Source organism: Methylibium sp., from assembly GCF_031393925.1.
Classification (GTDB): domain Bacteria; phylum Pseudomonadota; class Gammaproteobacteria; order Burkholderiales; family Burkholderiaceae_C; genus Methylibium.
The window spans coordinates 1-17,850 of sequence record NZ_JANMWL010000051.1; the positions used below are offsets into that span (position 1 = coordinate 1).

At 68.0% G+C, this 17,850-nt stretch carries 13 protein-coding genes; 6 read left to right on the forward strand and 7 right to left on the reverse strand.

What is annotated here, in order from left to right; all coding sequences use genetic code 11:
- Nucleotides 1-99 precede the first annotated feature (99 nt).
- From RMO12_RS03655 to aceE, 3 genes are read right to left on the reverse strand one after another with little or no spacing between them, the layout of a single operon-like run.
- Nucleotides 100-672: an MFS transporter gene (locus RMO12_RS03655; protein ID WP_309638236.1), complete on the reverse strand. Its 573-nt coding sequence runs from the start codon at nucleotides 670-672 to the stop codon at nucleotides 100-102.
- A 16-nt stretch (nucleotides 673-688) separates the two neighbouring features.
- Nucleotides 689-2,404: a dihydrolipoyllysine-residue acetyltransferase gene (gene aceF, locus RMO12_RS03660; RefSeq protein WP_309638237.1), complete on the reverse strand. Its 1,716-nt coding sequence runs from the start codon at nucleotides 2,402-2,404 to the stop codon at nucleotides 689-691.
- A 41-nt stretch (nucleotides 2,405-2,445) separates the two neighbouring features.
- Complete coding sequence (gene aceE / locus RMO12_RS03665) at nucleotides 2,446-5,184, reverse strand: pyruvate dehydrogenase (acetyl-transferring), homodimeric type (protein WP_309638238.1); 2,739 nt, start codon at nucleotides 5,182-5,184, stop codon at nucleotides 2,446-2,448.
- A 173-nt stretch (nucleotides 5,185-5,357) separates the two neighbouring features.
- On the opposite strand from aceE, the gene RMO12_RS03670 reads away from it, so the two are divergent.
- The 5 genes from RMO12_RS03670 to RMO12_RS03690 all read left to right on the forward strand — a co-directional run bounded on the left by RMO12_RS03670 (nucleotide 5,358) and on the right by RMO12_RS03690 (nucleotide 12,361).
- Nucleotides 5,358-7,910, forward strand: coding sequence for a PAS domain S-box protein (locus tag RMO12_RS03670; RefSeq protein ID WP_309638239.1), 2,553 nt, complete (start codon nucleotides 5,358-5,360; stop codon nucleotides 7,908-7,910).
- Nucleotides 7,907-8,530 (forward strand): response regulator transcription factor, encoded by a 624-nt coding sequence (locus RMO12_RS03675; protein ID WP_309624890.1) that lies wholly within the window; start codon nucleotides 7,907-7,909, stop codon nucleotides 8,528-8,530. Before RMO12_RS03670 ends, RMO12_RS03675 begins: the two co-directional genes overlap by 4 nt.
- Before the next feature lie 134 nt (nucleotides 8,531-8,664).
- Nucleotides 8,665-9,516 (forward strand): bifunctional methylenetetrahydrofolate dehydrogenase/methenyltetrahydrofolate cyclohydrolase FolD, encoded by an 852-nt coding sequence (gene folD, locus RMO12_RS03680; RefSeq protein ID WP_309638240.1) that lies wholly within the window; start codon nucleotides 8,665-8,667, stop codon nucleotides 9,514-9,516.
- Between the two features lie 110 nt (nucleotides 9,517-9,626).
- Nucleotides 9,627-11,690 carry a M3 family metallopeptidase gene (locus RMO12_RS03685; RefSeq protein ID WP_309638241.1) on the forward strand — a complete coding sequence of 688 codons (2,064 nt, stop codon included), beginning with the start codon at nucleotides 9,627-9,629 and terminating at the stop codon, nucleotides 11,688-11,690.
- Between the two features lie 41 nt (nucleotides 11,691-11,731).
- A complete protein-coding gene (locus tag RMO12_RS03690) occupies nucleotides 11,732-12,361 on the forward strand; it encodes a glutaredoxin family protein (protein WP_309624294.1) in 630 nt (209 codons plus the stop codon).
- Between the two features lie 25 nt (nucleotides 12,362-12,386).
- Here the strand turns inward: RMO12_RS03690 and rpiA are convergent, their stop codons facing one another.
- Nucleotides 12,387-13,046, reverse strand: coding sequence for a ribose-5-phosphate isomerase RpiA (gene rpiA, locus RMO12_RS03695; RefSeq protein WP_309638242.1), 660 nt, complete (start codon nucleotides 13,044-13,046; stop codon nucleotides 12,387-12,389).
- A 73-nt stretch (nucleotides 13,047-13,119) separates the two neighbouring features.
- Here rpiA and RMO12_RS03700 point away from each other — a divergent pair, with 73 nt between their 5' ends.
- Nucleotides 13,120-14,157, forward strand: a complete 1,038-nt coding sequence (locus RMO12_RS03700) for a quinone-dependent dihydroorotate dehydrogenase (RefSeq protein WP_309638243.1) — start codon at nucleotides 13,120-13,122, stop codon at nucleotides 14,155-14,157.
- Here the strand turns inward: RMO12_RS03700 and RMO12_RS03705 are convergent.
- The 3 genes from RMO12_RS03705 to RMO12_RS03715 all read right to left on the reverse strand — a co-directional run bounded on the left by RMO12_RS03705 (nucleotide 14,103) and on the right by RMO12_RS03715 (nucleotide 17,845).
- Nucleotides 14,103-15,365, reverse strand: a complete 1,263-nt coding sequence (locus tag RMO12_RS03705; RefSeq protein WP_405029611.1) for a 3-deoxy-D-manno-octulosonic acid transferase — start codon at nucleotides 15,363-15,365, stop codon at nucleotides 14,103-14,105. The genes RMO12_RS03700 and RMO12_RS03705 overlap by 55 nt on opposite strands.
- Before the next feature lie 65 nt (nucleotides 15,366-15,430).
- Nucleotides 15,431-16,408, reverse strand: a complete 978-nt coding sequence (waaC, locus tag RMO12_RS03710) for a lipopolysaccharide heptosyltransferase I (protein WP_309638245.1) — start codon at nucleotides 16,406-16,408, stop codon at nucleotides 15,431-15,433.
- A gap of 30 nt (nucleotides 16,409-16,438) precedes the next feature.
- Nucleotides 16,439-17,845 (reverse strand): phosphomannomutase/phosphoglucomutase, encoded by a 1,407-nt coding sequence (locus RMO12_RS03715; protein ID WP_309638246.1) that lies wholly within the window; start codon nucleotides 17,843-17,845, stop codon nucleotides 16,439-16,441.
- Nucleotides 17,846-17,850: the final 5 nt, after the last annotated feature.

Consider the following 17,850-nt stretch of genomic DNA (forward strand, 5'->3'; position numbering starts at 1 on the left):
ATTACCGTGTCGCCGGGCTTGACCAGCACCTCGATCACCGCCACGTCCTTGAAGTCGCCGATGTCCGGCACCTTGATGTCGATTGCGGCCACGATATTTTTAGTCCTTGAGCTTGAGCGTTTGCAGGCGCAACGGCCCGGCGGAACTCTTGTCGAACTCGCAGCCGGCGTTGAGGCCGGCCACGGCCACCTCGCGCGCCGTTCGACTGCGCTCGAAAGTGGCGTGCATCGCGCCGAGCGCGAAGTTGCGACCCGAACCGATCGCCCAGAAGCGATCGAAGGCGAACACCTCGCGGTACGAGTACACGCCGTACAGGCCGCTCGCGTTCGCGAGCAGCACGCTGAACTGGCTGCTCTCGTAGGGGTCGGCATCTTCTTCCTTGGTATTGAGGAAGAAGTTGTCCTTGAGCTTGGCGTGGAGCTTGAGGAAGGTGTCGAACACTTCGTCGCGCGAGTGCAGCTTCAGCTCGCCCTCGGTGAGCGTTTGCAGCGCGCGGCGCAACACCGGAAAGTGCGCCACCGTGCCGGCCAGGCCAAACCAGGTGTCGCCCACCTTGAACAGCTTGTCGTTGGCCTCGTAGCCATGCGAGAGGCGCGTGTCGCCGAAGGTCACCAGGCTGTCGGCGCCGATCGCCACCTGTGCGCCCTTGCGGACCACGACCACGGTTGTCATGCGGCGTCCTTGCTGCTCACAGCAGCGCGCGACGGAAGTCGCCCAGCAAGGCGCCGAGGTAGGCGTTGAAGCGCGCCGCCGATGCGCCGTCGACCACGCGATGGTCCCAGCTCAGGCTGAGCGGAAGGATCAACCGCGCAGCGAAGGCCTTGCCGTCCCACACCGGGCGCAGCTGCGATTTGCACACACCCAGGATCGCGACCTCGGGCGCATTGATGATGGGGGTGAAGTAGGTGCCACCGATGCCGCCGAGCGAGCTGATGGAGAAACACCCGCCGCTCATGTCGAGCGGGCTCAGCTTTCCGTCGCGCGCCTTGGCGGCAAGCTCGCTCGTTTCCTTGGCGAGCGCGAGGATGCCTTTCTGGTCGGCATCGCGGATCACCGGCACCACCAGACCGCCCGGCGTGTCGGCGGCGAAACCGATGTGAAAGTATTTCTTCAGCACCAGCTGATCACCATCGAGCGAGGCATTGAAATCGGGAAACTTCGTGAGTGCGGCCACGCAGGCCTTGATGAGAAAGGCGAGCATCGTGACCTTCACGCCCGCCTTTTCGTGCTCGGCGTTGAGCTGCACGCGAAACGCCTCGAGTTCGGTGATGTCGGCATCGTCGTGGTTGGTGACGTGCGGAATCACCACCCAGTTGCGGTGCAGGTTGGCGCCGCTGATTTTCTTGATGCGGCTGCGGTCCTTGCGCTCGACGGCGCCGAACTTGGCGAAGTCGATCTTGGGCCACGGCAGTAGCTCGAGCCCGCCCGAGCCGGTGCCCGGTTGCGCAACGCGCGCGGCGGGCGCCGTGCCGGCGGCCATGACGCCCTTGACGAAGCCCTGCACGTCTTCGAGCAGGATGCGACCCTTGGCGCCGCTGCCCTTCACTTCCCCCAGCGGCACGCCCAGCTCGCGCGCGAAGCGCCGAATCGACGGCGAGGCATGCGGCAGCTGGCCGGTCGGTGCGGTGGGCTCATGCTGCGCCAACGCGGCCGTTGGCGCCGTGCGCTCGACCGGCTGGCTGGCCAGTGGCCCGCTCGGGCCTGACGTTGCCGACAGTGCAACGGGCGCCACGGCGGTCGCGGCAGCGGCTTGCGGTGCTGGTGCCGGTGCAACCGAACCACCGCCCTGCGAGCCGCTAAGTACCACGATCGGTGAGCCCTTGGCCACCTTGTCGCCCAGCTTCACCAGCAGGCGCTCGACCGTGCCCGCCCGAGGCGACGGAATCTCCATCGAAGCCTTGTCGCTCTCGACGGTGATGAGGCTCTGCTCCGCTGTGACTGCGTCGCCGGGCTTGACCAGCAGTTCGATGACGGCGACCTCGTCAAAGTCACCGATGTCGGGGACGACGACTTCGAAGCTCGCGCTGCCTTGCCCACCCTCATCCCGGCCCTCTTTCGCCGGGGCGGGCAAGGGAGCTGTTCTTGCCCCTTCTTCCGCTCTAGCGGGCGAGGGTTGGGGTGAGGGTGCCTTCGGCATCTCGCTGCGTGACGCAGCTTCGTCGGCGCCGGCCGTCTCCAGGATCAAAAGCACGGTGCCCTCGCCGACCTTGTCGCCCAGCTTGACCTTCACGTCCTTGACGACCCCGCCATGGCTGGCGGGAATCTCCATCGAGGCCTTGTCGCTCTCCACCGTGACGAGGCTCTGCTCGGCCTTGATGGTGTCGCCGGGCTTGACCAGCACCTCGATCACTTCCACCTCGTCGAAGTCGCCGATGTCGGGAACCTTCACTTCCACCAGTGCCATGTGCTTGTCTCCGGCTGCGTTCTTGTGTCGGGTGCCTTGTTTCAGGCGTACAGCGGGTTGATCTTGTCGGCGTTGATGCCGTAGCGCGCAATGGCCTCGGCCACCTTCGCAGCAGGCAGTGTGCCGTCGTCGGCCAGCGCCTTGAGCGCGGCGACCACGATGTAGTGGCGATTGACTTCGAAGTGCTCGCGCAACTTGGTGCGGAAATCGCTGCGTCCAAAGCCGTCGGTGCCCAGCACCTTGTACGTTCGCCCGCGCGGCATGAAGGCGCGGATCTGGTCGGCGTAGTTCTTCATGTAGTCGGTCGAGGCAATCACCGGCCCGGCATGCGCCGCCAGCTGCTGCGTCACGAACGGCACGCGCGGCGCCTCGGTCGGATGCAGCAGATTCCAGCGCTCGGCATCCTGGCCATCTCGGGCCAGTTCGTTGAAGCTCGGGCAGCTCCATACGTTGGCGCCGACGCCCCAGTCGGCTTCGAGCAGCGCCTTCGCGGCGATGCTCTCGCGCAGGATGGTGCCGCTGCCCAGCAGGTTGACGCGCGGCGCGTCCTTGCGCTTGCCGGGCGCGCCTTCGAGCAGCCGGTACATGCCCTTGAGGATGCCCGCCTCGGTGCCAGGCACGAGGCCCGGCTGCGGGTAGTTCTCGTTGAGCAGGGTGATGTAGAAGTAGACGTTTTCCTGACGCTCGACCATGCGCTCGAGGCCGTTATGAAGGATCACCGCGACCTCGTGCGCAAACGTCGGGTCGTAGCTGATGCAGTTGGGAATGGTGCTGGCCAGGATGTGGCTGTGGCCGTCCTCGTGCTGCAGCCCCTCCCCATTGAGCGTGGTGCGCCCCGAGGTGCCGCCGAGCAGGAAACCGCGCGCCTGCATGTCGCCCGCCGCCCAGGCCAGGTCGCCGATGCGCTGAAAGCCGAACATCGAGTAGTAAACGTAGAACGGAATCATCACGCGGTTGTTGGTCGAGTACGAGGTCGCCGCCGCGATCCACGAACTCATGCCGCCAGCCTCGTTGATGCCCTCCTGCAGGATCTGCCCGGCCTTGTCTTCCTTGTAGTACATGACCTGGTCCTTATCGACCGGCGTGTACTTCTGCCCTTCGGGGTTGTAGATGCCGATCTGGCGGAACAGTCCCTCCATGCCGAAGGTGCGCGCCTCGTCGACCAGGATCGGCACGATGCGCGGACCCAGCGACTTGTCGCGCAAGAGCGCGTTGAGGCAGCGCACATAGGCCTGCGTGGTGCTGATCTCGCGGCCCTCGGGCGTTGCGTCGAGCACCGCCTGGAAGGCCGAGATCCCGGGCACCAGCAGGGTCTCGCTGGCTTTCACGCGCCGCTTGGGCAGGTAGCCACCGAGCGCCTTGCGACGCTCGTGCAGGTACTGCATCTCGGGCGTGTCGTCGGCCGGCTTGTAGAACGGGATCTCGGCGAGCTTGTCGTCGGGAATCGGGATGTTGAAACGGTCGCGAAACGCCCGCACGTCTTCGTCGACCAGCTTCTTGGTCTGGTGCGCGGTGTTCTTGCCCTCGCCGATCTTGCCCATGCCGAAGCCCTTGATCGTCTTGATCAACAGCACCGTCGGCTGGTCCTTGGTGTTGACGGCGGCGTGGTAGGCGGCATGCACCTTGTGCGGGTCGTGACCGCCGCGGTTCAGGCGCCAGATGTCCTCGTCGGAAAGCCGCGCCACCATCTCCAGCAGCTTGGGATGCTGGCCGAAGAAGTGCTTGCGCACGAAGGCGCCGTCGTTGGCCTTCATCGCCTGGTAGTCGCCGTCGACGGTGTCCATCATCACCTTGCGGAGCAGGCCTTCCTTGTCGCGCGCGAGCAGCGGGTCCCAGTAGCTGCCCCAGATGAGCTTGATGACGTTCCAGCCCGAGCCGCGGAACTCGCCCTCGAGCTCCTGGATGATCTTGCCGTTGCCGCGCACCGGGCCGTCCAGGCGCTGCAGGTTGCAGTTGACGACGAAGATCAGGTTGTCGAGCTTCTCGCGCGCGGCCAGGCTAATGGCGCCGAGCGACTCGGGCTCGTCCATTTCGCCGTCACCGCAGAACACCCAGACCTTGCGCCGGCTGGTGTCGGCGATGCCGCGCGCGTGCAGGTACTTCAGAAAGCGCGCCTGGTAGATCCCCATCAGCGGGCCCAGGCCCATGGACACGGTGGGGAACTGCCAGAACCCGGGCATCAGCTTGGGGTGGGGGTAGCTGGAGAGCCCCTTGCCATCGACCTCTTGCCGGAAATTGAGCAGCTGCTCCTCGCTGATGCGGCCTTCCATGAAGGCGCGCGCATAGATGCCGGGTGAAGAGTGGCCCTGGATGTAGAGCAGGTCACCGCCATGCGTGCCGCCCGCGTCGGTGTCATCGGCATGCCAGAAGTGGTTGAAGCCAGCGCCGAACATGGTGGCGAGCGACGCAAAGCTGGAGATGTGGCCGCCAAGGTCGCCGCCGTCGGCCGGGTCGAGCCGATTGGCCTTGACCACCATCGCCATCGCGTTCCAGCGCATGTAGGCGCGCAGCCGCTCCTCGATCTCCACCTTGCCGGGGTTGTGCTGCTCCTGGCCGGCCGGGATGGTGTTGACGTAGGGCGTGGTGGCTGAAAACGGCAGGTCGATGCCGGTCTGGCGCGCCTCCTCGATCAAGCGCTCGAGCAAGAAATGCGCTCGTTCGGGCCCCTCGCTTTCGATCACCGCGCTCAGGGCTTCGAGCCATTCGCGGGTTTCCTGGGGGTCGGTATCGAGCGCTGCGTTGGTGGCCACGAGACCGAGCGCTTGCGGGAGTGCAGACATGGCGAGTCTCCTCGGATATGGGTCAAAAACGGGGTGGGCGGAAGTCTCACACAGACCGTACAAATTTTCAAATAGTGCGAGTGCTTTTCATATCACGGTAAGTTGTTCATCGGTGTCCGGGCTTGCCTCAGTCTCGCCGCAGTCCCATTCCCCCACGGCTCGATAATCCCTCGATGTCCACGCCCGTCACCGACTCGACGCTCGATCCGCTGGCGCCTTCGCCGCATCCGCGGCACCCGCTCTGGGTCTGGTGGAAGCGCCTGTCGCCGGCTCGACAGGACCGTTTCGCCACGCTGGGTCCGCTGCTGTCGGTGCTGCTTTTTCTCGCGGCGATCATCACGGCGTTCTGGTACCTGCGCAACGAGGAGTTCGACCGGGAGCAGGAGTCGGTCAAGCGCGACACCGAGATCGCACAGCAGCAGATCAGGCTGCGGCTGATCGAAAACCAGGAGCAGCTCGTGCGCATGGCGCGCGAGATTGCCACGCGCGCCATTGACCTGGAAGACTTCATGGGCCAGGCGGTGAGCTTCGCTCGCGAACGCCCCGAGGTGGTGAGCCTGTCGTGGCTTGGCGCCGACCAGGGCGTCAAGGCACGCCACCTTTCGCCCAACCACCCCGGCGACCTGGTGCGCTGGCCCGAGCCGCCGGTCGCTGGCGGCTCCGCGCCAGCGCCGCGCAGCGAGCCGGCCTGGGCGTTTGCCGCCGCGCGCGACCTGCGCCAACCGGTCTATTCGCGACCCTACGAAAGCCATGGCTCGCTGATGGTGTTCCAGGTCGACGTGCCACTGCTCGATCGCAGCGCCTTCGCAGGCACGCTCGTGGCCGAGTACTCAATCGAGTCGCTGCTGCGCTATTTCGTGCCGGCCGAAGTGACGCGCCGCCACGCGATCAGCCTGGTCGACAGCGACGAGCGCGTGCTCGCGAGCAGCGTCTCGCGCGAGCCGGCCAGCACGATGCGCCGCGGCGCCTTCGTGCAGGACGTGGCGCTGGCGCCCTCCGGCAACGGCCTGGTGGTGCGCGGCCAGGGCTGGCGCACGTCGATCGGCCTCATCGGCAACACGCTGTTCTGGATGGTGGTGGCGCTCTCGGCGCTGACGGTGTGGATGCTGCTCGGCACCTGGCGCCATGTGCGACGGCGCTCGCAGATGCAAAGCGCGCTGGTTTCCGAGACCAATTTCCGCCGGGCCATGGAAAACTCCATGCTCACCGGCATGCGCGCCATGGACATCGAAGGCCGCATCAGTTACGTCAACCCGGCGTTTTGCGCCATGACCGGCTTTGTCGAGGGCGAGTTGATCGGCCGGCTGCCGCCCTTCCCGCACTGGCCGCCCGACCGCATGGAAGAGAACAACCGCCTGCTGCAACAGGAACTGCAGGGCCGCAGCCCGGCCGGCGGCATCGAGGTCAAGGTGATGCGCAAGGACGGCACGCTGTTCGACTCGCGCATGTATGTCTCGCCGCTGATCGACGCCAAGGGCCACCAGACCGGCTGGATGACGTCGATGACGAACATCACCGAGGCCAAGCGCATCCGCGACCAGCTTTCCGCCTCGCACGAGCGCTTCACGACGGTGCTTGAAGGCCTGGAGGCGGCCGTCTCGGTGCTCTCCGTCGCGCAGGGCGAACTGCTGTTCGCCAACCGTTCCTACCGCCTGTGGTTCGGCGCCGACTCGCGCGGCCACGCCCTGCTGGCCGGCTCCGACATCGACCTTGCCGCACTGCGCGAGGCCGACGACTCGGTCGACAGCTTCGGCGGCCTGCCGGCGCAGGAGCTGACCGAGGCGACCGGCGACGCGCGCGAGGTGTTCATCGAGCCGCTGCAGAAGTGGTTCGACGTGCGCGCGCGCTACTTGCAGTGGACCGACGGACGCTTGGCACAGATGCTGATCGCCACCGACATCACCGAGCGCCGGCACGCCGAGGAGCAGGCCTCGCGCCAGGCCGAGAAGGCGCAGGTGACGAGCCGACTGGTGACGATGGGCGAGATGGCCTCGAGCGTGGCACACGAATTGAACCAGCCGCTCACGGCGATCACGAACTACTGCAACGGCATGGTCTCGCGGGTGCGCGCCGACGCGATCGAGAAGGCCGACCTGATCGCCGCGCTCGAGAAAACGGCGCGCCAGGCCCAGCGCGCCGGTCAGATCATCCACCGCATCCGCGCCTTCGTGAAACGCAGCGAGCCGCAGCGCCAAGCAGCCAAGGCGCGCGACATCGTCGAGGCCGCGGTCGATCTCGCCGGCATCGAGCTGCGCCGCCGCAACGTACACATCCGCACCTACGTCGCCCAACGCCTGCCGGAGCTGCGGGTCGACCCGATCCTGATCGAGCAGGTGCTCCTGAACCTGCTCAAGAACGCCGCCGAGGCGATCGACAACGCGCACCTGCCGCAGGCGCGCCGGCACATCGAGTTGCGCGTCGTGCCGCGCCATAAGGCCGAGGAAGGCGGCGTGATCGAGTTCAGCGTCACCGACAACGGACCGGGCGTGAAGGACGAAGTGATGGCGCGCCTGTACGAAGCGTTTTTCTCGACCAAGCCCGACGGCCTGGGCATCGGCTTGTCGCTTTGTCGCTCGATCATCGAGTCCCACCGCGGCAGGATCCGCGCCGAGAACCTTTACAATGGAATGAGCGTGAGCGGCTGCCGTTTTGCGTTCACGCTGCCGGTCGAATTGCCGGCCACCGCGACCGAGTCGCCCTCCACCAGCCTGATCGAAAGCGCATGAGTCTGATCCCCAAAAAAGGCACGGTCTACGTCGTCGACGATGACGAAGCGGTGCGCGACTCGCTGCAGTGGTTGCTCGAAGGCAAGGACTACCGGGTCAAGTGCTTCGACTCCGCTGAATCCTTCCTCTCCCGCTTTGACCCGCGCGAAGTGGCCTGCCTGATCGCTGACATCCGCATGGACGGCATGAGCGGCCTGGAGCTGCAGGACCGGCTGGTCGAGCGCAAGAGCCCGCTGCCGGTGATGTTCATCACCGGCCACGGCGACGTGCCGATGGCGGTGACGACGATGAAGAAGGGCGCGATGGACTTCATCGAAAAGCCCTTTAAGGAAGAAGAACTTCTCGGCCTAGTGGAGCGCATGCTCGATCAGGCGCGCGCCTCGTTCTCTCAGCACCAGGAAGCCGCCAGCCGCGATGCGCTGCTGGCGCGCCTGACCACGCGCGAAGCGCAGGTGCTCGAGCGCATCGTCGCCGGGCGCCTCAACAAGCAGATCGCCGACGACCTGGGCATCAGCATCAAGACGGTGGAGGCGCACCGCGCCAACATCATGGAGAAGTTGAACGCCAACACGGTGGCCGACCTGCTCAAGATCGCGCTGGGCGCCCAGGCCAAAGCCTGATGACCACCCCCACGCACCTTCGGCGCTGCCCCCCGCGGGGGCGCTCAACCCTCTTGGGGCGGCCCGGCGAGGGTTGAGACCGCACGCGCCAACCGGGCCGCTCTCGTAGCGGCCTTTTTCTTGATGGACTTCGCATGACTGCACGACTGATCGACGGCAACGCGCTGTCCCGCCATATCCGCGCCGAAGTCGCCCAGCGCGCCGGCGCCCTGAAGGAGCGCGGCATGACGCCGGGCCTGGCGGTGCTGCAGGTGGGCGACAACGCGGCCAGCCGCGTGTACGTGCGCAACAAGGTCAAGGCCTGCCACGACCACGGGCTGCATTCGGTGCTCGAGTCCTACCCGGCGTCGATGACCGAGGCGGAGTTGCTGGCGCGGGTGCGTGCGCTCAACGCCGACCCGGCGATCCACGGCATCCTGGTGCAGCTGCCGCTGCCCGAGCACATTGACGCGTTCAAGGTCATCGAATCGATCGCCGCCGCGAAGGACGTCGACGGCTTTCACGTCGCCAGCGCGGGCACCTTGATGATTGGCCAGCCGGGCTTTCGGCCCTGCACACCGTATGGCTGCATGAAGATGCTGGCGGCGATCGGCTGCGACCCGAAGGGCAAGCATGCGGTGGTGATCGGGCGCAGCAACATCGTCGGCAAGCCCATGGCCATGCTGCTGCTGCAGGCCAACGCCACGGTCACCCTGTGCCACAGCGCCACGCCCGATCTGGGCCACCACACGCGGCAGGCCGACATCGTGGTTGCCGCGGTCGGCAAGCGCAACGTACTGACCGCCGACATGGTCAAACCCGGCGCAGTCGTCATCGATGTCGGCATGAACCGCGACGAGCACGGCAAGCTCTGCGGCGACGTCGACTTCGCGGGCGTGCGCCCGGTGGCGGGCTGGATCACGCCGGTGCCCGGCGGCGTCGGGCCGATGACGATCACCATGCTGCTCATGAACACCGTCGAATCGGCGGAGCAGCATGCCCGCTGAACGTCACGTCTATGCGAACGATAGAGCCCATTGCGCTTGTGTGGCCCGGCGCTGCGCGATGATCCTCGCATAAGGAAACGCACTACTGCGCCCCCTCGAAACCCCAAGCGATGACTGCCATGAATCCGCTGCTCGACACCGCCACCCTGCCCCGCTTCGACGAGATCGCACCGGCCCATGTGGCACCTGCGGTCGATGCCCTGCTCACCGAGGCCGATGCAGCGCTGGAACGCGCGGTCGGCCCGGACGTTGCGGCCGAGTACGACACGCTCTCGGCCGTGCTGGACGTTGTCACTGAACGCCTCGGTCGGGCGTGGGGCGCCGTGAGCCATCTCAATGCCGTGGCCGACACGCCGGAGCTGCGTGCGGCCTACACCGAGGCCTTGCCGAAGATCACCGAGTTCTACACGCGGCTGGGAGCCGATGAGCGCCTCTATGCCAAGTACAAGGCGATCGCCCACGGCGCAGGCGCGCAGGCCCTGAGCCCGGCGCGGCGCCAAGCGCTGGCTAACGCGATGCGCGACTTCGTGCTCTCGGGTGCCGAACTGCAGGGCACGGCCAAGGAGCGCTACAGCGAAATCCAGGCACGCCAGGCCGAGCTTGCACAGGCTTTCTCCGAGCATGTGCTCGACGCCACCGACGACTGGTCCTGCGTCGCCACCGAAACGCAAATGCGCGGTGTGCCGTCCGACGTGCTGGCCGCCACCCGCGCGGCGGCCGAGGCCGCGGGGGCCACCGGCCACCTGCTCTCGCTGCACATGCCGGTCTACCTGCCGCTCATGCAGTACGCACAAGACCGCGCACTGCGCGAGCGCCTCTACCGCGCCTATGTCACGCGGGCCAGCGAGTTCGGCGCCAGCGAGCGCGACAACAGCACGGTGATGGGCGAGATCCTGGCGCTGCGCCACGAAGAGGCACGCCTGCTCGGCTACGCTGACTTCGCCGCGGTGTCGCTGGTGCCCAAGATGGCGACCTCGGCGCTGCAGGTGCAGGACTTTCTCGCCGACCTGGCGCGGCGCGCCCGACCCTATGCCGAGCGCGACCTCGCCGAGTTGCGCGAGTTCGCGCGCACCGAACTCGGCCTGCCCGAGCTGCAGGCCTGGGACGTCGCCTTCGCGTCCGAGCGTCTCAAGGAGGCACGCTTTGCCTTCAGCGACACCCAGGTGAAGCAGTACTTCACCGAGCCCAAGGTGTTGGCTGGCCTGTTCAGGATCATCGAGACGCTGTTCGAGGTGGCGATCCGCCCCGACAGCGCGCCGGTATGGAACGAGCAGGTGCGCTTCTACCGCATCGAACGCGCCGACGCCACGCGGCCCGACGCCTCCCCGCAGCTGGTCGGCCAGTTCTACCTCGACCTGTACGCGCGAGCCGGCAAGCGCCCGGGCGCGTGGATGGACGACGTGCGCGGCCGCTGGGCGCGCCCCGAAGGCATGCTGCAGACACCGGTGGCTCAGCTGGTCTGCAACTTTGCAGCACCCGTCGGCGAGCGGCCCGCCCTGCTCTCGCACGACGATGTGACCACCTTGTTCCACGAGTTCGGCCACGGCCTGCACCACATGCTCACGCAGGTCGAGGAGATCGGCGTGGCCGGCATCGCGGGTGTGGAGTGGGACGCGGTCGAGCTGCCCAGTCAGTTCATGGAAAACTTCTGCTGGGAGTGGGACGTGGTCAAGCACATGACCGCGCATGTCGACTCGCAGGAGCCGCTGCCGCGCGCGCTGTTCGACAAGATGCTGGCCGCCAAGAACTTCCAGAGCGGGCTGCAGACCTTGCGCCAGGTGGAGTTCGCGCTGTTCGACATGCGCATCCACGCCGCCGCTGCGGCCGGGGCTGCAAGTGCGAGCTGGGTGCAACAACAACTCGAGGCCGTGCGCACGCAAGTGGCGGTGCTGCCGGCGCCCGCCTTCAACCGCTTCCAGCACAGCTTCTCGCACATCTTCGCGGGCGGCTATGCGGCCGGCTACTACAGCTACAAATGGGCGGAGGTGCTGAGCGCCGATGCCTACGCGGCGTTCGAAGAGGAAGGCGTATTCAACCCGGCGGTCGGGCGCCGCTACCGCGAAACCATCCTTGAAACTGGCGGCAGCCGTCCGGCGATCGACAGCTTCAAAGCCTTCCGCGGACGCGAACCGAGCATCGACGCGCTGCTGCGTCATCAAGGCATGGCGGAGTGAGCGACTAAGATCGCGCCGCCGCCCCGCTTCAGGAGACCGCCATGAAACGATCTGCCGCCGTGTTGCTGTCTGCGCTGGCCGCCCTCGCCGCCGCGACCGAGGTGCAGGCGCAGTACAAAATCACCGAATCGGATGGCCGCGTCACCTACACCGACCGCCCCATCTCGTCGCCGACGGCGCGGATCCAACCGATGCGCAACGTCGGCGGCGCCGCGCCGAACGCATCGCTGCTGCCCTACGCGCTGCGGCTGATCGCCGAACGCTTTCCGGTCACGTTCTACAGCACGGCCAATTGTTCCGTTTGCGACAGCGGGCGCAGCCTGCTGCGCCAGCGCGGTGTTCCGTACGTCGAGCGGAGCGTCACCACCGAGGCCGACCTGGACGCGCTCAAGCGCATCGAGTCGATCGGCGAACTGCCGCTGCTGCGCATCGGCAACCAGCAGCTGCGCGGCTTCTCCGACGACGACTGGCGCAGCTACCTCGACGCCGCCGGCTACCCCCAGCAGTCACAGCTGCCGGCCGGCTACGCGGGCTGGGACGCAGCACCGCTGGCACCGCGCGCTGCGGCCGCGCCGGCGAACGCAGCGCGCCAGCCTGCCGTCGCCGCCGAGCCGGGAGCGGCGGCCCTGCCACCTTCGCTCGAGTCGGCGCCCAACGGCATCCGTTTCTGATTCGCTGCCGCGGTCGACGCGCGGGTCAAAACCGCAGCGTTCGCACGCCCTCCGGCGTGCCCAGCAGGCACAGACTCGCCCTGTGCCTGGCGAACACGCCGACCGTCACTACCCCCGGCCATTGATTGACCTCCGTCTCCAAGGCGAGCGGATCGGTGATCGCCAGGCCGCTCACGTCGAGGATGATCAGGCCGTTGTCGGTGGTCACGCCCTGGCGCACGCGCGCCTGCCCGCCCAGCGCGGCGAAGCGCCGGGCAATGCGGCGGGCGGCCATCGGCACCACCTCGACCGGCAGCGCAAAGCGGCCGAGCACGTCGACGAGCTTGGAGGCGTCGGCAATGCACACGAAGCACTCGGCCAAGTCGGCCACGATCTTCTCGCGCGTGAGCGCCGCGCCACCGCCCTTGATCATGAAGCCGCGCGGGTCGATCTCGTCGGCGCCGTCGATGTAGACCGGCAGCGCCTCGACCTCGCCCGCCTCGAGCACGCGAATGCCGTGGGCGTTCAGCCGCGCAGCGCTTGCCACCGAACTCGACACAGCGCCGGCAATGCGACGCCCGCTCGCGGCGAGCGCATCGATGAAGCAGTCGACGGTCGAGCCGGTGCCCACGCCGATCAGCTCGCCATCGACCACGTAGTCGAGCGCGGCGCGCCCGACCTGGGCCTTGAGTTCGTCTTGATTCATGCGCGGGCCGTTGCGAAATCGGGGCTCGATTATCGAGTGCTCACCCGACCGGTCGTCTGAGAAAATCCGCTGCATGGCTCTCGTTCCCTATGCGCTTGCACGCCCCTTCCTGTTCGGCCTGGACGCCGAGCAGGCCCATGAGCTCACGCTCGCCTCGATCGCACGACTGCAGGGCACACCACTGCAATGCCTGTGGCAACAGCCCCGCACCGACGATCCGGTGACGCTCGCCGGCCTGCGCTTTGCCAACCGCGTGGGCCTGGCAGCGGGTCTGGACAAGAACGGTCGCTGCATCGACGGCCTGGCGGCCATGGGTTTCGGCTTCATCGAAGTCGGCACGGTGACGCCGAAGGCGCAGCCCGGCAACCCCAGGCCGCGCATCTTCCGGCTCACCCAGGCCGATGCGTTGATCAACCGCCTGGGCTTCAACAACGACGGGCTCGAGGCTTTTGTCGCCAACGTGAAACGCGCGCACTTTCGCGGCCGAGGCGGCATCCTGGGCCTGAACATCGGCAAGAACGCAAGCACGCCGATCGAACGCGCGCAGGACGACTACCTGCTAGGCCTTGAAGGCGTGTACCCGCACGCCGACTACGTGAGCGTCAACATCTCCAGCCCGAACACACAGAATCTGCGCAGCCTGCAGAGCGACGCCGCGCTCGACGCGCTGCTCGGCGCGTTGCAGGAGCGTCGACAGCAGTTGATCGCCGAGCACCGACGCAGCGTGCCGATGTTCGTGAAGATCGCGCCCGACCTCGACGAGGCGCAGGTCGGCGTGATCGGCGCGACGCTGATAAAAAACGCCATCGACGGCGTCATCGCCACCAACACCACCGTGTCGCGCGAGGCCGTGAAGGGCCTGGTGCATGCCAGCGAGGCCGGCGGCCTGAGCGGCCGCCCGGTGGCCGCCGCCAGCAACCGCGTGATTGCCCAGCTGCGCGCCGCGCTCGGCGCTGGCTTTCCGATCATCGGCGTCGGCGGCGTGATGAGCGCGGCCGATGCACTGGCCAAACGCGCCGCCGGGGCCGACTTGGTGCAGCTCTACACCGGGCTCATCTACCGCGGCCCGGCGCTGGTGTCCGAGGTGGCGCGCGCGCTCGCGGCCGGCTGAGCGTCGAGCGCTTCGAGCACAGCGTCGGCCAGGCGCCGCGCCGCGCCGCGATGTGCGGCGGCAAAACCCAGCGCGCCAGCGCGCATCTGCGCACGCAGCGGGTCGTCGCTGGCCAGCGCCACGGCTCGCATGACGCCTTCTTCGATGCCGGCCACACGCTCGCTGGCACCTGCGGCGAGTGACAACTCGGCCGCCGCGGCGAAGTTGAAGGTGTGCGGCCCCATCAGCAGCGGACAACCGCAGGCCGCGGCCTCGATCAGGTTGTGCCCGCCGAGCGGCGCAAAGCTGCCGCCGAGCAGGGCGACGCGGGCCGCGGCGTAGTAGGCCGGCATCTCGCCCAGCGAGTCGCCGAGCCAGACATCGGCCTGCAGCGCCGGGCCGTCGGGCAGGTCGGTGGGCCAGCCACTGCGCCGCGACAAGGTCAGTCCGGCGCGCTCCACCAGCGCCGCCACCTCGTCGAAGCGCTGCGGATGACGCGGCACCAGCAGCAAGCGGGGTCGCGGCGCGGGCACACGAGCCCACGCGTCGAGCAAACCGGCCTCCTCGCCCGCGCGCGTTACGGCGGCCAGCACGACCGCCCGGCCGCCCGCTGCGGCCCATTGCACGCCGCGTGCCAGCAGCGGCGCGTGCGGGGTCACGTCGAACTTGAGGTTGCCCATCACATCGACCCTCGGCGCACCCGCGGCGCGTAGCCGTGTCGCGTCGGCCTCGGTCTGCGCGAGCACGCGTGTGAACGCGACGGCGGCCGGGCGAAGGAGCACGCCAAAGCGCAGGCCGCGCGCGAGACTCTTGGCACTCAGTCGCGCATTGCCGAGCAGGACGGCAACACCGTGCCTCTGGGCGCCGTGCAGCAAATTGGGCCACACCTCGGTCTCCATCAGCACGCCGAGCCGGGGTCGCCAGTGCGCGAAGAACCGCCGCACGGCACCGGGCGTGTCGTAGGGCAGCCAGGTCTGGGCATCGTGATCGCGCAGCAGCGCCGCGCCGGCCGCGCGGCCGGTCGCGGTGCCATGCGTGAGCAGCAGGCGCACACCGGGGCGCCGCTCGCGCAAGGCCTCGATCAGTGCGGCGGCGGCGCGCGTCTCGCCGAGCGATACGGCGTGAATCCACACCGCTCCGGCAACGGCAGCGCCGCGGTAGCGACCGAAACGCTCACCCACACCCTGCCGATACAAGGGCTCGGCGCGCCCGCGCCACCACAGCCGCATGCGGTAGATCGGCGCAAGTGCGTGCAGCAGCACGGTGTAGAGCGCGCGCGCCGACGCACCGGCGCTCACGCCACGCGCCCCCACGCCTGCAAGACGCTGCCTGCCGTTGGCGCCTGGCCGCCCTCGGCCTGCAACACGGCCGTGTTCGGCTCCCAGTAGGCTGCCGCGCGCCAGGCCTTGTCTTCGATGAAAAGCTGCACCGTCGGTCGAGCGAGCGTGGCCGCCATGTGGGTCAGGCCCGTGTCCAAGCCGATGGCGCCATGCAGGCGCGTCATCACCGCCGCGAGCCGGTCGAGCGGCAGGCGTGGCAGCACGGCCGCTTGGCCACCGATCGCGCGCACGATCTGCTCGGCACGCTCGCGCTCCTCGGCATTGCCCCAAGGCACGAGCGGCTGCGCGCCTTGCGCGGCGAGCTCGCGGCCGAGCGAGGCCCAGAAGCCGGTGGATAGCAGCTTGACCGCCTTGGCCGAGCCATGCACCAGCAGTACACCGCGCGGATCAGCCCAGCGTGCATCTCGAGGCTCCAGCGGCGGCGGCTGCCACGGCACGCAGGGCGCACCGTCGATGCGGTAGCCGAGCGCGCATGCCGCCAGTTCGCGCGAGCGATCGACCACGTGGATGCGCGCCGGCATCGTCACCGCATGGCCGTAGGCCCATCGAGCCAGCGGCTCGTAGGCCGAGCCGTCGGTGCGATTGGCCAGGCCGTGGCGTCGGCCGCCCGGCGTGAGCCGCGCCGCACGCGTCACCACCGCGCTCTTCACGAGCCCCTGCAGGTCGAGCACCGCGTCGTAGGACTCGCTGCGCAGGGACTGCCAGAACGCGCCGATCTCGGTGCGCGCGGCCAGCGGCGCCTGGCGCCAACGCCGCAGTGCGATCGGCACGATGCGCTCGATACCGGCGAGGCAGCGCGCCAGCGGCACGAAGGCTTCCTCGACCACCCAGTCGATGCGCGCACCCGGGCAGGCGCGGTGAATGTCGACCAGCACCGGCGCGGCATGCACTACATCGCCAAGCGACGACAGCCGCACAATCAGCACGCGCATGAGAGGAGAGTCGTCTGGAAGGCGCGCGCGTCAGTGCGCGGCCGCGCTCACCCGCGCGTCGGGCTTGACACCGCGCAGCACGGCCATGAACTGCGCCTCGATGCGCTCCAGCGCCGCCTGCGTGTGGCCTTCGAAGCGCAGCACCAACACCGGCGTCGTGTTCGAGGCGCGCACCAGCCCGAAGCCGTCAGCGTATTCGGCGCGCACGCCGTCGATGGTGATGATTTCGGTGGAGCCGGGGAAGCGCACCGCGCCGGATTCGACCTGTTCGCGCAAGGTAGCAACCACCGCGTGGTGCTCGCCTTCGGCGCAGGCCACGTTGAGCTCGGGCGTCGAAAAACTCGTTGGCAAGGCATTGAGCACGGCGCTCGGGTCGTCGTGGCGCGAGAGGATCTCCAGCAGGCGAGCCGCCGTGTAGGTGGCGTCGTCGAAGCCGTACCAGCGCTCGCCGAAGAAAATATGGCCGCTCATCTCGCCGGCCAGCGGCGCGCCGGTTTCCTTCAGGCGCGCCTTGATCAGCGAGTGGCCGGTCTTCCACATCATCGGCTGCCCGCCTGCGTCGCGGATCGCGGCCACGAGTCGCTGGCTGCACTTGACGTCGAAGATGATCGGCGCGCCGGGATGGCGCCCGAGAATGTCCTTGGCGAACAGCATCAACTGGCGGTCGGGGTAGATGTTGTCGCCCCCGGCGGTGACGACGCCGAGCCGGTCACCGTCGCCGTCGAACGCCAGGCCGAGATCGGCGCCGGTTCGCTTGACGGTGGCGATCAGGTCGCGCAAGTTTTCGGGCTTGGACGGATCGGGGTGGTGGTTCGGGAAGTTGCCATCGACCTCGGAGTACAGCTCCGTCACCTCGCAGCCGAGCGCGCGCAGGATGCCAGGCGCCGACGCACCGGGAATGCCATTGCCGCAATCGACCACGACCTCGAGCGGGCGCGCGAGCCGGCAATCGCTCACGATGCGATGGCGGTACTCGGCCAGGATGTCCATCGACGCCGATCGGCCCTGGCCCACGGTGTAGTCCTCGGCCTCGATGCGTCGGCGCAGCGCCTGGATGTCCTCGCCGTAGATGGCGCGGCCCGCGAGCACCATCTTGAAACCGTTGTAGTCCTTCGGGTTGTGACTGCCGGTCACCTGGATGCCGCTGGTGCAGCCATGCCTTGCCCGCGTGGCGGCGACGTAATACAGCATCGGTGTCGTCACGGCACCGAGGTCGACGACGTCAAGGCCGGTCGACACGAGGCCGCGGGTGAGCGCGGCGACCAGGCCGGGGCCGGAAACGCGGCCGTCGCGACCGACCGCGACAGCGCGCTCGCCGAGCCGGCGAGCCTCGGAGCCGAACGCGCGGCCGAGGTGTTCGGCCAAGCGCTCGTCGAGCGTGTCGCCGACGACGCCGCGGATGTCGTAGGCCTTGAAGATGGAAGCAGCAACCTGCATGGAGA

Bases quoted from the DNA above. Each gene is read 5' to 3' on its own strand.
- RMO12_RS03655 (WP_309638236.1), bottom strand. From the start codon at position 672: ATGACAACCGTGGTCGTGGTCCGCAAGGGCGCACAGGTGGCGATCGGC.
- aceF (WP_309638237.1), bottom strand. From the start codon at position 2,404: ATGGCACTGGTGGAAGTGAAGGTTCCCGACATCGGCGACTTCGACGAG.
- aceE (WP_309638238.1), bottom strand. From the start codon at position 5,184: ATGTCTGCACTCCCGCAAGCGCTCGGTCTCGTGGCCACCAACGCAGCG.
- RMO12_RS03670 (WP_309638239.1), top strand. From the start codon at position 5,358: ATGTCCACGCCCGTCACCGACTCGACGCTCGATCCGCTGGCGCCTTCG.
- RMO12_RS03675 (WP_309624890.1), top strand. From the start codon at position 7,907: ATGAGTCTGATCCCCAAAAAAGGCACGGTCTACGTCGTCGACGATGAC.
- folD (WP_309638240.1), top strand. From the start codon at position 8,665: ATGACTGCACGACTGATCGACGGCAACGCGCTGTCCCGCCATATCCGC.
- RMO12_RS03685 (WP_309638241.1), top strand. From the start codon at position 9,627: ATGACTGCCATGAATCCGCTGCTCGACACCGCCACCCTGCCCCGCTTC.
- RMO12_RS03690 (WP_309624294.1), top strand. From the start codon at position 11,732: ATGAAACGATCTGCCGCCGTGTTGCTGTCTGCGCTGGCCGCCCTCGCC.
- rpiA (WP_309638242.1), bottom strand. From the start codon at position 13,046: ATGAATCAAGACGAACTCAAGGCCCAGGTCGGGCGCGCCGCGCTCGAC.
- RMO12_RS03700 (WP_309638243.1), top strand. From the start codon at position 13,120: ATGGCTCTCGTTCCCTATGCGCTTGCACGCCCCTTCCTGTTCGGCCTG.
- RMO12_RS03705 (WP_405029611.1), bottom strand. From the start codon at position 15,365: ATGCGGCTGTGGTGGCGCGGGCGCGCCGAGCCCTTGTATCGGCAGGGT.
- waaC (WP_309638245.1), bottom strand. From the start codon at position 16,408: ATGCGCGTGCTGATTGTGCGGCTGTCGTCGCTTGGCGATGTAGTGCAT.
- RMO12_RS03715 (WP_309638246.1), bottom strand. From the start codon at position 17,845: ATGCAGGTTGCTGCTTCCATCTTCAAGGCCTACGACATCCGCGGCGTC.